The sequence below is a fragment of the Thioalkalicoccus limnaeus genome (genome assembly GCF_041197575.1).
Taxonomy (GTDB): domain Bacteria; phylum Pseudomonadota; class Gammaproteobacteria; order Chromatiales; family Chromatiaceae; genus Thioalkalicoccus; species Thioalkalicoccus limnaeus.
Window position 1 is genome coordinate 44,993 of sequence record NZ_JBDKXB010000008.1, and the last position, 13,736, is coordinate 58,728.

Consider the following 13,736-nt stretch of genomic DNA (forward strand, 5'->3'; position numbering starts at 1 on the left):
CTGAATGCTGGACGCATTCGCGACGCGCTCGGGTTTCTGAACACCCCTTTTTCTACTCGAGCGGAAAAACTCGGAACCTGAAAACGCGCGATGTCCGAGGCAGCTTCAGCTCATGGCAAGCACAAAGGCAATCCCGTGCTCCGCTATAGCGTCGTCCTCCGGTTGCGGTAGGGCGATAACACGATGAACCCTCTCCGGGCACGGCACCCACCGCGACCCTTCAGCGATCCACCGATCCGAAAGGTGAACAGCCCGACAAACAACGGCAGCAGCCTGCCCCGGTCAGGGAACGCGACATTCGCTATCGAATCGAGATCAAGATGCTGCTGCGCTCGGGTGTCCTGCGGGCTGCCAATCCGGTCAACGAGATCCGTGACATCGGTCTGATGGGAGAGGTGCTGCCCGCCTATCTGAATGCGTTGCGCGCACTAGAGCCGCGCCAGTTCAACGCCGTCGAGAAGACGCTGAAGACGATCCTGCCGCAGATCGACGGCATCGACTTCAACGTCAATGACTTAGGCGAGGTGCCGCTGTCTGGACGACTTGCGAACGGCGCTGCGGGACGTCGAACGATAACCAACCTCTCCTGTACAGATCGACTTGGTCTCGATTCCTCGGCATCAATACACTTGGCGAGAGCCGCATCCCTCTTGCCGTCTTCCGCGCCGGACACGCTTGCACCATCACCCTCGCCGATGATGCCTCAGTGGTTGGAAAGCGCAGTTTCTATGATCTGTATAATTTTTATACTATTCTGCCGAACTCCTGGCGTGCTCTATACTCCGGCACCGTGACTCGAGTGTCTGGCGACCCGCGCTCGCGGGTGGCTTCTCGAAGCCCTGGGTCAGCCGTGATCTGTTCTGGATCCTGCTGGCCTTTTTTCTGTATCCGTACTCGCGGGAGCACGACAGAGGAATGAAATGATGGGAGCCTATTCGGTACGACCTGGTCCGGAGAGCTATCTGCCGCCGGCAGCGGCCTTGCACGGGGTCCTTCCGCCGGAGCCCGGTTCGGGCCTTATCGAAGGAAGGTCAGCGCCCGAGAGCGAGGTCATCGCGCACATTGCCGGCAAGCTACTGGCGGCCAAGAACCCGACGTTCTTTCCGGGTCCGCAGCTGCTTTGGCGCACGACGGACTACGCGCTGGAGCGGGGGCGATTGACACGGGCTATCGCGGAGATCGTTCGGGCTCGGGTCATCCCGATGCCGGACTATCGTCCCAAGTACCCGATGATCGACCCGGAACGGGAGATCAATCCGAACCATCCCAACCTGACGATTTGGCATAACAAGATCGACGTGGGCGTATTCATCGGCGTCCACTGTCACCAAGCGAACATGGCGTTGAAGATCATCCGGGGCGGCACGCCCTGCTACACGATTGCACTGTGCGCAGAGGAGGGCCATGAGGAGGCCCATGCCACGCTGCGCAACACGGACAACACCAAGCTCCGGGCCGTCCTGGACGCCGTCCGCGCACAAGAACAGCAGTGGCAGAGGGCGTCATGATTCATTCTCAGCTCAAAGAAGTCTCGGCCGAGTACATGCTCCGACAGGCTCGGCGGCAACCGCAGTTCATCACCGGTAGCGAGGCGGTCCGCGAGGCCGTGCGCCGAGCGAATATCGACATTGCGATCTCGTACCCGATCACACCCCAGAGCGAAAGCATGCACTTGGTGGGCGATCTCTATGCCGAGGGATATCTCAAGGATTACTTCCGCGGGGAAAACGAATTCGCCGTGATGTCCGAGATCGCGGGCGCGGCCTCGGCTGGCGTGCGGACGTTCACAGCCACGTGCGGCCCTGGAACGCTCCGAGCCTTCGAGAATTTTCCAACATGGGCCGGGTCACGGCTTCCGATCGTCATGGTTTTCATGACGCGTGGGATCAACGCGCCGCTGACGATCCAGCCGGACACGATCGAGATGGGGTTCCTGCTCGACACGGGAATGCTGATGCTCCACGCCGAGAACGCCCAGGACCTTTATGACATGATCCTGATGAGTTTCGACGTGGTGGAGCAGACCTCGGTTCATGTACCTCTCGGTGTCTTCGTCGACGGCTTCTTCGTGACGCATACGCGGCAGAAGGTGAACGTGGTGGACGAGGATGTGAGGCTGACCGGCTATGATCCGTCCTTGTCGCCCGTGCCGACCATAGATATGGAGACCCCGCCGTTCCGCCACATGCGCGACCCCTTCGTGATGAAAAGCAACTTCATCAGCTATGCCGCGCATGCGAGCTGGCAACAGGAGGTCATGGCGGCCGCGGCCCGGTCTGAGCGTTACTTGCGCAGGCACCTCGGCAACTTCGTCGAGCATGAGAACCCGACGGCGCCGATTCAAATCGTTGCCTCTGGCACCGCGGTTTCTCAGGGGCGCGAGGCGATCCGCATGCTCCGTCAGGAAGGTCTCGACGCGGGGCTGGTCAAAATCAAAGTAATACGCCCGTTCCCGGCGGACGAACTGCGTGCGGCGCTGGCGAAGGCGGAAACGATCGTGATTCCCGAGTTCAATCGCAGCGGTTGGCTCGCACGCGAGGTGGCGGCCGTAATACCCAACAATGACCGCATCGCCGCCGGGCCTCGGGTGTTCGGTGGTATGACGATGCCTCCCGAGATCATCGTGCAGACGATCAAGGCCGGCACACCAATCGGTGTTTGATTCGCGGAGTCAACATGTCGACCAGCATATTGAAGGTAAATCCGTTCTTCGATGACGTGATGCCGCAGGAATACCTGGAACTGGCCGAGAACGGCCCGTTCGATGCCGGCAAGCGAGTTCGTGACCTGGGCACGTTCAAGGAACTCATCGAGGAACATCCGCTCTGCGCAGGTTGCAACCTCGCCCTGGCCTTTCGCCTGGTTGTGGCTTCCGTGCCCGTGCCCGAAGACACGATCTTCGTCGGATCCACGGGATGCAGCAGTCTCGCCTTTTCCCAGCTCGGGCTTCACAACATCCACTCGTTGTTCGGCAACCAGAATGCAGTGGCGTCCGGCCTCAAGCGCGCGCTGCAGATCCGATTTCCCGACCGAACCAAGGATGTGATCGTCATGGCCGGCGACGGCGCGACAGCCGATATCGGGCTGGACATCACGTTGCACTCCTGGTTCCGCGGCGAAAAGATCACGACCGTCATGTTCGACAACGAGCTGTACGCCAATACCGGCGGGCAGGAGAGTGGCATGAGTCAGGTTGGCTCCGTCCTGAACATGGCGCCCACGGGCAAGAAGTTCCGGAAGATCGACCTGCCCGAGTTGGCGCGGGTGTCGGGCTGTGCCTACGTCGCCAAGGTTTCCGTGGCCCGGCCGCAGGTCGTCGGACGCTCGCTGCGCAAGGCGGTGCTGGTCGCCCGGGCGATCGGGCCGACCTATGTTCAGGTCCATACCCCCTGCCCAACGAACCTCAAGATGAAGCCGTGCGACGGCATTCAGGAGGCCGAAGAGAGGCTCAAGACAGACTACGCGTTCCTGGAGTTCATCTCGCCTGACGCGGAGAAGTTTCTTCAAACAGCGGAAACCCGGAGCAGCCGGCCCGCGGAGGAAAAGGTCTGATGCAACAGTACATCCGCATGTCCGGGTTGGGCGGACAAGGGGTCGTGACGGCGGCCCATATTCTGGGAGGAGCCGCGGTAAAGGAAGGCAAGAACGCCACCGTCAACCCCTTCTTCGGCGCAGAAAAGCGGCTCGCCCCCGCCGAGAGCTATGTGCGTATCGCCGAGGAAGAGATCTACGATACCGGCGAGATCCTCTATCCGCACGTCATCATGGTCTATCACTCGGATGTCGTCACGAAAGGCAAGTCGTACACGATGCCTTTCTTTGCTGGCCTTCGCGCGGGTGGGGTGATCATGGTCAACTCGGAACAGCCGCTGGAATTCGATGAAGACGACCGGCGAACCCTGGAGGATCTCGGCGCTTTCGTTCACTTCCTGCCGGCGACGGCCATCGCCAAGGAACACGGCGGTACGGAGCTGTCGACCAACATCGCCATGCTCGGCGGCCTCCTGGGACTGACCGGCGTGGTCGGCGGGCGGGCCATGGAAGAGTCCCTCAAGGAACGTTTCGGCGGAAAGGCCAAGTTCGTTGCCTCCGGCACGACGGCCGTACTGGATGACGCGATCAGAAAGCAGTACGACAAGGTCGAGAAGCTGGTCTCCGCCAACCTCCGGGTATTGACGGCCGCTTACGAGGTCGCCCGCGGCATGCGGGAATCCGCACCAAGAGGAGTTCGCTGATGTACGCCGTCGCGCGCCTAGATCTCGAGACATGCAACGGCTGCAAGATCTGCATCCAGACATGCCCCGAGCCGAACACGATCGCGTTCATACCCGAGCAAAAGAAGGTACGGGTGATCGTCGAAAAGTGCAAAGGCTGCGGGGTGTGCGTCGTCAAATGCCCGAAAGAGTGTCTCCTGCTGGCGGAGATTACGATGGAAGAGACGAAGTAACGCGGCGATCATCCCGTCGTTCCGACAAATCGCCGACGAAGAAGCCCCTTCTGGCCACGAGGAAAGGGAAATCCAACCTTTTCTGTAAGCCTCGAAGTTCCAGATTGGCGACTGCAGAGGGGCACGAAGACCGGTGAAGGCCTCGCCCGGGGGTGATGGACCTCGCGGGCGGCGCCAACGCTCGGCGGAGCCATGGGACAGGCTTGCGGAGTGCAGGAGCGAGCGTGAGACAAGGACACCGTTACCACTTGCGCAGGAGGCGCCGACCAGGAACGGCGCTGATCGGGCGCGAAACCGAGCTCGGGCTGAGCGCAAAGATCCAAGCCGGCACCGGCTCGGCCGCCCGGCAGTCCACTCTCGCGGCCTCGGCTGGTGCAACTCAATCCCAGCGCGACTCGGACTCTCGGCGGGTGAAGGGCACCATCTGGCCGCCGGCCAGCAGTTCGCGAATACGCCAGGGCTCACCGTCGGCGTCCAGCTCTACCAAACCAATGCCGCTACCGTTGAGCAGGCGCCGCCCGGGCGGGGTGCCCTCGGGCTTCCTGGGAATCACCCGCATGTGCCGGCGGCGGGTCAGCCAGTTCAGCGGCGAGCGCGGCGAATAGAGCCAGCGGTTGGCCCGGTCGAGCACCTCGAGCAGGCGCGATGGGAAGGCGTTGCGTACCCCGCTGCTGCAGATCTGCCAGATGTCCGGGCCACGGATACGACCACGAAGCTCCACGTCGTAGACGAATGAATAGTGGACGTCGCCCGACAGCACCACGAAGCGCCCAGGGGTCTTCGGGTGGCGGAAGATGTTGAGGATCGCATGCGCGGCACCCGGATGGGCCATCCAGTTCTCGGCGTCCACCAGCAGGGGTTTCCCAAACCAGGTGAAAAGCCGCTGGATGTTCTCGATGAGCTTGACCCCGAAGATGGGCGCGGGCGAGACCAGGAGGACCGCCGCCTGCCCGCGCAAGGTCTGCTGGAGATCCGTCAAGGCCTCCCAGTCGAGCAGACCGGAAGGCTCGCGCGCAGCGCGCTCCGATCGCCAGCGATGGGTGCGAGTGTCGATCACCACCAGCGGTGGCTTGGTCGGCCATTCGAAGTGCCAATGTCCGAAGCGGCAACAGGCGGTCGATGCAGTCCTCGTGGGCCGACGTACCCGGGGCCACGAGGCAGGCCGCGACCCCATCCAGGGTTTGGTCGTCGAATGACTCGGGGCGGTTGCCCCAACCCTGGTTGACGAGATAGGCGATCAGGGCGTTGCCGATCACCCGGCGGGAGAAGGGATGGCCGTAAGCGATTTCCTCCCACTCGCGACTCAGGTTCCAGTCGTCCGTGATGTCGTGATCGTCGAAGATCATCGCCACGGGCAGATGCGCGAGCAGGCGCCGCACGGCCGGTAGCTCACCAACGAAGGCATCGATCAGGGCACGCTCACGCGCGTAGAGCCTCTGCGCCGCGGCATCGAGCCCCGGGGGCGGCGCGAGGTCGAGCCCGGCCCAGGGGGCTGGCGACCACACCAGGAGATACATGGCCAGCATCTCCCCGAGCGTGATCAGATGGTTCTGGGCACTGGCGGTGGTGAAGATCGGCTTTTCGACACCCCCGAAGAGGATCTCGATCAAAGCATAGTGATGGCGATGACGGGGCAGCAGGGTCTCACGCCGGTAGTAGCCTGCCGGATGACCATAGAGCGCGCTGGAGTCCGCGAGGCCGATCCCACCCGCTTCGCCCAGGGGCTCGGGGGGCAGTCCGAGGCGCTCGATGAGTTGGTGGATGGCCCGCAGCAGGGGGCCCGCCACGTCGTCCGCATAGACCTGATCGCCCGTCAGCATCAACAGGGAGGGCCACGCCGGCAATGGGTCCGCGTCCCCCTCCCCCGCTTCGCCCGCGTCTGCGACGGGAGCGGCGGCGAGGCAGCGGGCGAGCAGCCGGTCGGCCTGCACCAGCCCGTCGCCGTCGTCGTGGTGGGGCTTGCGGCAGGAGCCGTGCAACAACGAGCCGATGCGTGCCGGGAGCACGAACCCCGGCGAAGTCCGGCCCGGATGGCAGAGCCCAGGCGCCCAATCCCGCCAGCCCTGCCAGGACAACTCCGGGCTGCCCAGGGGTTGCAGCAGCAACTCGTAGCCGATCCAGCGGTCCGTCGGGAGGGGCTCGGCCAGGCGCAGCTGGATCAAGAGGTAATGCAGGTGGGCACCGGCGCCCATGAGCCGGCAGCCCGGGTCCCCAGGCTCCAGTGCATGGACCCGCGAGGGGCCTTCACCAGGCTCGAGCTCGAGGCGCACGCGCACCGGCTCACGGACGGCGAGCCACAGCACCAGGGCATCGGGCGTCAGACGGCGGAGGATGGGGCCAGCGATGACCAGAGGCAGGACGGGCGACATCGAGGACCCCAGGCTAGCGAGATCGTTGGGTGAGGATCAGAGAGCGAAACCGTCCGTGGAAGTTTAGGAACCCAGTGGGCATCTCGCTATTGGGGGCTCGAACTGCCGCGGTCAAGGCCCGCCGACGTCATCCCGTCTTCTGCGCCAGGTGGGCCTCGACGGTGCTGGGCCTGGGCGAACCTATTCCGCCCGGGCCGCGTCGTTCATGGCGTCTTCCGCGCCAGATGCGCCTGCACCATTTTGAGCTCGCCGTAGGAGCAGTCGTCGCCCAAGATCTGCTTGGCCTGGCCAAGCTGTTCGGCGCCAAGCTCGCTGAGTACGGCCTCGATGCGAACTAGCCGCCTTTCGCCGATGAGATCCGCGACGAGGATCTCGCCGGTGGCGATGTAATAGGCCAGATGGCCCTCGATCGTGCTGGGCTGGAGCGACCGGCGCCGGGCGATGTCCGGGATGCTCAGGCCGTCTCGGTACAGCTGATAGCTGATCCGTTTGGTGTCGGTCTCGTGCGCAGGTGCCTTGGGCTTCGACGGGCGCGGGACTGCGGCTGGATCGAGGCCCTTCTGCCGGCAGTGTTCGGCGACGAGGGCGAGGATCTCCTCGCCATAGCGCTCGGCGGTGCGCTTGCCGAGGCCGTCGACGGCGCGCAGGGCCTCCTGGCTGTTCGGCAGGGTGTTGGCGATCTGGCGCAGGACGGCGCGGGTCAGGATGCGGTAGCGAGTCTCGCCGGCCTGTTCTTCGGCTTCGGCCTTTTCGGCACGCCAGCGCCGCAGGGCCGCCAGCAGTGTCGGGTGCTCGGTGTCGTCGCCGGCCGCGTCGGGCGCGGTGCCAGGCCTGGAAGCCGACCGCGTCGGGCGTGGCGGGGCGTCCAGCCGGGCCTTGGCCACGGCCGCGAGATACGCGGTCGTCGAGAACCCCTCCCGGCAGCTCTCGATGGCGGCGGTCTTGACGGCCAGCACCTGGCGCAGCGCGTCCTCGGTCTGGCGCAGCGTCTTGCCGAGCGCCTTGTTGTCGGTCTCGACGGCGAAGGTGGCGAGCCAGGGGATGAGCCCTTCGGCGAGCTTGCCCGCGAAATAGGCGGCTGCCTTGCCGATGCGCTCCTGCACTCGGGCGTCGTCCTCAGGCGCTTGGTCTTCGCGGTACAGCGAGCGCAGCTGGCGGCGGAACCGCTCGCCGACCGTCACGACCTCGTCCTGAGTCTGGCGGCTGACCGCGTCGATCGCCGCGAGGCCGCGCGCGTCGATGACCCGCTCGTTCTCGCGCAGCAGGCCGCGAAGCCGCCACAGCCGGGCGCCGAGATCGCCGAAGTCCCAGCAGGCCTCGAGCAGCCGCTGCTGGTAGGCAATGCGCGCGCGCTCGAGCTGGGCGCGGTCCGGCGGATGCCGCGTGGCTTCGTCGACATAGTGGGCGACGGCCTGGTCGGTCATGACTGCGCGGCGCGGGATCGGGTTCGAGAGCACCAGGCCCTCGAAGGTCTTGCAACGGCTCAGGGCCACGTAGACCTGCCCGTGGGAGAAGGCCGCGCCGGCGTCGATGACGGCGCGCTCGAAGGTCAGCCCCTGGCTCTTGTGGATCGTGATGGCCCAAGCCAGGCGCAGCGGGTATTGGGTGAAGGTGCCGATGACCTCGGCGGTGATCTCCTTGGTCTGCTCGTCGACGCGGTATTGGACGTTCTCCCAGGTCACCGGCTCGACCTCGAGGTCGATCTCCTCGTTGGGGCAACGCACCAGGATGCACTCGTGCGTCAGTTTCGTCACGGTGCCGATCTTGCCGTTGAACCAGCGCTTATCCGCGGAGCCGTCGTTGCGCACGAACATGACCTGGGCGCCCGGCTTCAGCGTCAAGGTTTGCGCCGTAGGCCAGCTGTGCTCCGGGTAGTCGCCTTCGATGCGCGCGGTGAAGGTCCGGGGCTTGCCGCCGAGCGCGCTCAGGCGCCCCTCGTTGATCTGATCAGCGTTGCGGTTGTGCGTCGTCAGCGTGATCCAGCCATCGGCACCGTCCGACCTGAAGTCGGGCCGGTGGCGGGCATTGAGCCGCTCCAGCGCGGCCTCGTCCAGGCGGTTGTCCCGGACCCGATTCAGCAGCTCGATGAAATCCGCATCGGACTGCCGGTAGATGTGCTTCAGGTCGATCGGCACCAGGTCCGTCGCCTGCAAGGCCCGGCTGCTGAAGAAGTAACCGGAGTCGTAGAAGTCTTTCAGGATGGCCCAGTCGTCGTCGCGCACGACGGGCGGGAGCTGGTGCAGGTCGCCGATCATCAGGAGCTGCACGCCGCCGAAGGGCCGGCCCGAACGGCGCTCTCGGCGCAGCACGACGTCCACGGCGTCGAGCAGGTCGGCGCGGACCATGCTGATCTCGTCGATGACGAGCAGATCCAGGCTGCCGATGATGTCGCGCTTCTGCCGGGTCAGCCGGTGCGCCACGGCCTGGCGCTCGGTATCGCCGCCCGGCACGAAGGGGCCGAACGGGAGCTGAAAGAACGAATGCAGCGTGACGCCGCCGGCGTTGATCGCCGCCACCCCGGTCGGTGCGGTGACGATCATGCGCTTCGGACAGTCGGCCTTCAGCGCATGCAGGAAGGTCGTCTTACCCGTACCGGCCTTGCCGGTCAGGAAGACGTTGTGGTCGGTGGCGTGGACGAACTCCCGCGCCAATTCCAATTGCGGATTCGGCATGACCCTATCCATGCGAGATCAACCTCCATGTTGCTGTGGGTGAGTCCGCGACAAGTGGTCACGAGCGAGCTCCTCGTCGCCCCGCAGCATATCATGACCCCTTAGCCGGAAAGGCAAGGCCGAGTTCGGCGCCGCGGCGCATTGCCTTTGCACGAAGTGCCACCATATCCCTCCAGGTTGTCCAAGGAGCCTACTACGCATCGCCAAGGTGGGCCGGGGCCACCCGCTGTCCCTGAATTGGATGGCGAGGGCTCGGGGCCCTTGCGCAATGTTACCGACAGACAGATGCGAGGCCGCGTTGGCTCGATGAGTTCGCCCCTGACCAGATCCCAGCCATTCGATGATCCCGGGCTCGTTGCCGCGCGGGCGGCACTCGTTCGCGATCTTCGGCGAATCCTGCCCGCCGATGCGATCCTGGCCGACGAGGAGGCCGTCCGGCCCTACGAGTGTGACGGCCTGTCAGCTTATCGTCAGACGCCGTTGCTCGTCGTCCTGCCGCGGACGATCGACGAGGTGCGACTGATCCTGCGGCACTGCCACGATCGGGGCGTGCCGGTCGTGGCGCGCGGCGCCGGGACGGGCCTGTCCGGCGGGGCGCTGCCCGCGGCCGATGGCGTCTTGCTGAGCCTGGCGCGGTTCAATCGGATCCTCGCGCTCGACCCCGTCAATCGCACCGCCCGCGTGCAACCCGGGGTCCGCAACCTCGCGATCTCCGAGGCCGCGCGGCCGTACGGCCTCTATTATGCACCGGACCCATCGAGCCAGATCGCGTGCACGATCGGCGGCAATGTCGCCGAGAACTCCGGCGGCGTACACTGTCTGAAGTACGGTCTCACCGTGCACAACGTCCTAGCGGCCCAGGTCCTGACGATCGACGGCGAGCTGCTCGAATTCGGCGGCGCCGCGCTCGACGCCCCGGGTTACGACCTGCTGGCCCTCTTCATCGGCTCCGAGGGGCTCCTCGGCATCGTCGTCGAGGTCACGGTCAAGCTGTTGCCGATGCCGGAGCGTGCCCAGGCGCTGCTCGCCGCCTATGACGATGTCGAGCTGGCCGCGCGGGCCGTCGGCGACATCATCGCCGCCGGTTTCATCCCGGCGGGACTCGAGATGATGGACCGCCTAGCGATCCAGGCCGCCGAGGACTTCGTGCACGCGGGGTATCCGACCAACGCCGCGGCGATCCTGCTCTGCGAGCTCGACGGTACGAACGAGGAGGTCTCCGAGCAGGTCGCGCAGATCCGCCCCCTACTCCTCGCGGGCGGCGCGACCGAGGTCCGCACCGCGCGCGACGAGGCCGAACGGCTGCGCTTCTGGCAGGGCCGCAAGGCCGCCTTTCCAGCGGTTGGCCGGCTCGCGCCCGATTACTACTGCATGGACGGGACCATTCCGCGGCACCGGTTGCCGGAAGTCCTGCGCCGTACCGCCGAGCTGGCCGAGATCTATGGCCTGCGCGTTGCCAACGTCTTTCATGCCGGCGATGGCAACATGCATCCGCTGATCTTATTCGACGCGAACCAACCTGGCGAACTCGCGCGGACCGAGGAATTGGGTGGCCTGATCCTCGAGCTGTGCGTCGCGGTCGGGGGCACCATCACCGGTGAGCACGGCGTCGGGATCGAGAAGATCCAGCAGATGTGCGTTCAGTTCACGGCCGCCGAGCTCGACCAGTTCCAGGCCGTCAAACAGGCCTTCGATCCGCTCGGACTGCTGAATCCGGGCAAGGGCATCCCGACGCCACGGCGCTGTTCCGAATACCGCCAACTGCCGACGCGACGACCCGACGACGCCGCGCCGCCCCAGTCCCTCGATCGACCGTGAACCAGGACCGAACCCAAGATCTCCAGGCGCAGGTTCGCGCCGCCGCGCGCGACGCCCGAGCGCTCGCGATCCGAGGCGGCGGGACCAAGACCTTTCTCGGGCAGGCCGCGGCGGGGGAGCCGATCGCGCTCGCCGAACACGCCGGTGTGTTGCGATACCAACCCGAGGAGTTGGTGCTGACCGCACGCGCCGGCACGCCGCTGACCGAGATCGAGTCCGCGTTGGCCGAACGGGGCCAGATGCTCGCGTTCGAACCCCCGCATTTCGGCCCGGGCGCAACGCTCGGCGGTACCATCGCCTGCGGGCTGTCGGGTCCGGCGCGGGCCGCGGCGGGCTCGGCACGGGACTTCGTGCTCGGTGTGCGGCTGCTGAACGGACGCGGCGATGACCTGCGCTTCGGTGGCGAGGTCATGAAGAATGTCGCCGGCTACGACCTGTCGCGGCTGATGGTCGGCGCCTTCGGGACGCTTGGTCTGTTGCTCGAGATCAGTCTAAAGGTCCTGCCGCGTCCGATCGCCACCCGAACCCTGGTGCAGGAGCACGGGGTCGAGAACGCGCTCGAACGGATGGCGCATTGGGCGGGGCAACCGCTGCCGATCTCGGCGACCTGCCACGACGGCGAGCGCCTGTTCGTTCGGCTGTCCGGCGCCGAGCGCGGTGTCGCCGCCGCGGCCGAGCGGATTGGCGGCGACGCCCTCGATGACGGGGACGCCGAGCACCTGTGGCGCGACGGTCTGCGCGAGCACGGCCATCCCTTCTTTCAGGGTGACGCTCCACTGTGGCGGCTGTCGGTGCCCCCGGCAGCCCCGCCGCTGGGGTTCCCAGGCCCGCAATTGATCGAATGGGGCGGCGCCCAGCGCTGGCTGCGCAGCGACGCCCCGGCCGCCGAGATCCGCGCCGCAGCGAGCGCCGGCGGCGGCCATGCGACGCTGTTCCGCGGCCCTCGCGGCGACGAGACCGTGTTTCATCCGCTGCCCCCGGCGCTGCACGCGTTGCATCGCCGGCTCAAGGCGGCGTTCGACACGGCCGGGATCCTGAACCCGGGCCGCCTGTACCCCGATCTCTGACGATGCAGACCGAGATCCTCCCGGAGCTGCTCGATACCCCCGTCGGCCGCGAGGCCGACACGATCCTGCGCAGCTGCGTCCATTGCGGCTTCTGCACCGCGACCTGTCCGACCTATCAACTCCTCGGCGATGAGCTCGATGGGCCGCGGGGGCGCATCTATCTGATCAAACAGGTCGTCGAGGGACAGGCGGTGACCCGGATCACGCAGCGCCACCTGGATCGCTGCCTGACCTGCCGCAGCTGCGAGACCACCTGCCCATCGGGCGTGCGCTATGCGCGGCTCGCCGAGATCGGCCGCGAACTGGTCGACGAGCGAGTGCCGAGATCGCTCGGTGAACGCCTATTGCGCACGAGTCTGATTCACACCCTGCCCTACCCCCGCCGCTTCGGCGCCCTGTTGCGACTCGCCCGCTGGGCCCGGCCCTGGCTGCCCGCGCGATGGCGAGACAAGGTGCCGCCGGTCCGTCCGGCGGGCGCCCGGCCGGCGCCTGTTGTCGGGCACCGGCGCATGCTCGCGCTCGCCGGATGCGTGCAGTCGGTCACCACGCCACGGACCAACGTCGCCGCGGCGCGGATCCTCGCCCGGCTCGGCATCGATCTGATCGAGGTCCCACGGGCGGGCTGCTGCGGTGCACTGGCCCAGCATCTGAACCACCCGGGGACCGCGCACGAGGCCATGCGCCGCAACATCGATGCCTGGTGGCCCGAAATCGAGGCCGGTGCCGAGGCGATCCTGGTCACCGCGAGTGGTTGCGGCGTCCAGCTCAAGGAATACGGCGAGCGGCTGCGCGATGACCCGGACTATGCCCAACGCGCGGCGCGCGTCGCGGCGCTGGCGCGGGATCCGATCGAGGTGCTCGGCAGCGAGGACCTCGGACCGCTCGGCCGACCGGGACAGGGTCAGCGCGTCGCCTTTCATCCACCCTGCACCCTGCAGCACGGTCAAGGCCTGCGCCAGGTCGTCGAGCCGCTATTACAAGGGCTCGGTTACCGGGTGGCCGCCATTCAAGACGCGCACCTGTGCTGTGGCTCGGCCGGAAGCTATTCGCTGACCGAGCCCAGGCTCGCCGAGCGACTCCGCGAAAACAAACTCGCGGCGCTGATGATGGCGGAGCCCGACCTCATCGCGACGGCCAACATCGGTTGCCAGTTGCACCTCGCGGTCGGCCATGACAAGCCGGTCGTGCACTGGCTCGAACTGCTTGACCCCGACGAGGCCGGAAAATCCTTTTCATCACCCGGCGACTAGGTTATTCTCCGTGTTCAACGAAGCGCCATCCGGTCGGCGCGTCCCGTGTCGCGGCTGATTCCCCTCCATCAGAACTCATCCCGAACGCCATCCGTCGCCTCGCCTAGACCGGC

Annotated in this window: 12 protein-coding genes; 10 read left to right on the forward strand and 2 right to left on the reverse strand. The window is 66.1% G+C overall.

Annotated features, from left to right (window positions below):
• The first annotated feature begins 320 nt into the window (after positions 1-320).
• The 6 genes from ABC977_RS08410 (at position 321) to ABC977_RS08435 (ending at position 4,447) form a co-directional block, all read left to right on the forward strand.
• On the forward strand, positions 321-794 hold the full coding sequence (locus ABC977_RS08410; RefSeq protein ID WP_369666801.1) for a hypothetical protein: 474 nt from the start codon (positions 321-323) through the stop codon (positions 792-794).
• A gap of 126 nt (positions 795-920) precedes the next feature.
• On the forward strand, positions 921-1,508 hold the full coding sequence (locus ABC977_RS08415) for a carbon monoxide dehydrogenase beta subunit family protein (RefSeq protein WP_369666802.1): 588 nt from the start codon (positions 921-923) through the stop codon (positions 1,506-1,508).
• Positions 1,490-2,662 carry a transketolase C-terminal domain-containing protein gene (locus ABC977_RS08420; protein ID WP_369666803.1) on the forward strand — a complete coding sequence of 391 codons (1,173 nt, stop codon included), beginning with the start codon at positions 1,490-1,492 and terminating at the stop codon, positions 2,660-2,662. Before ABC977_RS08415 ends, ABC977_RS08420 begins: the two co-directional genes overlap by 19 nt.
• A gap of 14 nt (positions 2,663-2,676) precedes the next feature.
• Positions 2,677-3,552, forward strand: coding sequence for a thiamine pyrophosphate-dependent enzyme (locus ABC977_RS08425; RefSeq protein WP_369666804.1), 876 nt, complete (start codon positions 2,677-2,679; stop codon positions 3,550-3,552).
• The gene (locus ABC977_RS08430; RefSeq protein WP_369666805.1) at positions 3,552-4,235 is read left to right on the forward strand and encodes a 2-oxoacid:ferredoxin oxidoreductase family protein; all 684 of its coding nucleotides are present in this window, start codon (positions 3,552-3,554) and stop codon (positions 4,233-4,235) included. The genes ABC977_RS08425 and ABC977_RS08430 overlap by 1 nt, the downstream gene beginning before the upstream one ends.
• Positions 4,235-4,447 (forward strand): 4Fe-4S dicluster domain-containing protein, encoded by a 213-nt coding sequence (locus tag ABC977_RS08435; protein WP_369666806.1) that lies wholly within the window; start codon positions 4,235-4,237, stop codon positions 4,445-4,447. Before ABC977_RS08430 ends, ABC977_RS08435 begins: the two co-directional genes overlap by 1 nt.
• A 379-nt stretch (positions 4,448-4,826) precedes the next feature.
• Here the strand turns inward: ABC977_RS08435 and ABC977_RS08440 are convergent, their stop codons facing one another.
• Complete coding sequence (locus tag ABC977_RS08440) at positions 4,827-5,507, reverse strand: metallophosphoesterase family protein (protein WP_369666807.1); 681 nt, start codon at positions 5,505-5,507, stop codon at positions 4,827-4,829.
• A gap of 484 nt (positions 5,508-5,991) precedes the next feature.
• On the opposite strand from ABC977_RS08440, the gene ABC977_RS08445 reads away from it, so the two are divergent.
• Positions 5,992-6,849, forward strand: a complete 858-nt coding sequence (locus tag ABC977_RS08445) for a hypothetical protein (RefSeq protein ID WP_369666808.1) — start codon at positions 5,992-5,994, stop codon at positions 6,847-6,849.
• Positions 6,850-7,019: 170 nt separating this feature from the next.
• Here the strand turns inward: ABC977_RS08445 and ABC977_RS08450 are convergent, their stop codons facing one another.
• Positions 7,020-9,500: a helix-turn-helix domain-containing protein gene (locus ABC977_RS08450; protein ID WP_369666809.1), complete on the reverse strand. Its 2,481-nt coding sequence runs from the start codon at positions 9,498-9,500 to the stop codon at positions 7,020-7,022.
• Between the two features lie 294 nt (positions 9,501-9,794).
• On the opposite strand from ABC977_RS08450, the gene ABC977_RS08455 reads away from it, so the two are divergent.
• The 3 genes from ABC977_RS08455 to glcF are packed head-to-tail and all read left to right on the forward strand — an operon-like array spanning position 9,795 to position 13,623.
• Positions 9,795-11,306 carry an FAD-linked oxidase C-terminal domain-containing protein gene (locus ABC977_RS08455; RefSeq protein ID WP_369666810.1) on the forward strand — a complete coding sequence of 504 codons (1,512 nt, stop codon included), beginning with the start codon at positions 9,795-9,797 and terminating at the stop codon, positions 11,304-11,306.
• Complete coding sequence (gene glcE / locus ABC977_RS08460) at positions 11,303-12,373, forward strand: glycolate oxidase subunit GlcE (RefSeq protein ID WP_369666811.1); 1,071 nt, start codon at positions 11,303-11,305, stop codon at positions 12,371-12,373. Before ABC977_RS08455 ends, glcE begins: the two co-directional genes overlap by 4 nt.
• A 2-nt stretch (positions 12,374-12,375) precedes the next feature.
• Positions 12,376-13,623, forward strand: coding sequence for a glycolate oxidase subunit GlcF (gene glcF / locus ABC977_RS08465; protein WP_369666812.1), 1,248 nt, complete (start codon positions 12,376-12,378; stop codon positions 13,621-13,623).
• Positions 13,624-13,736 lie beyond the last annotated feature (113 nt).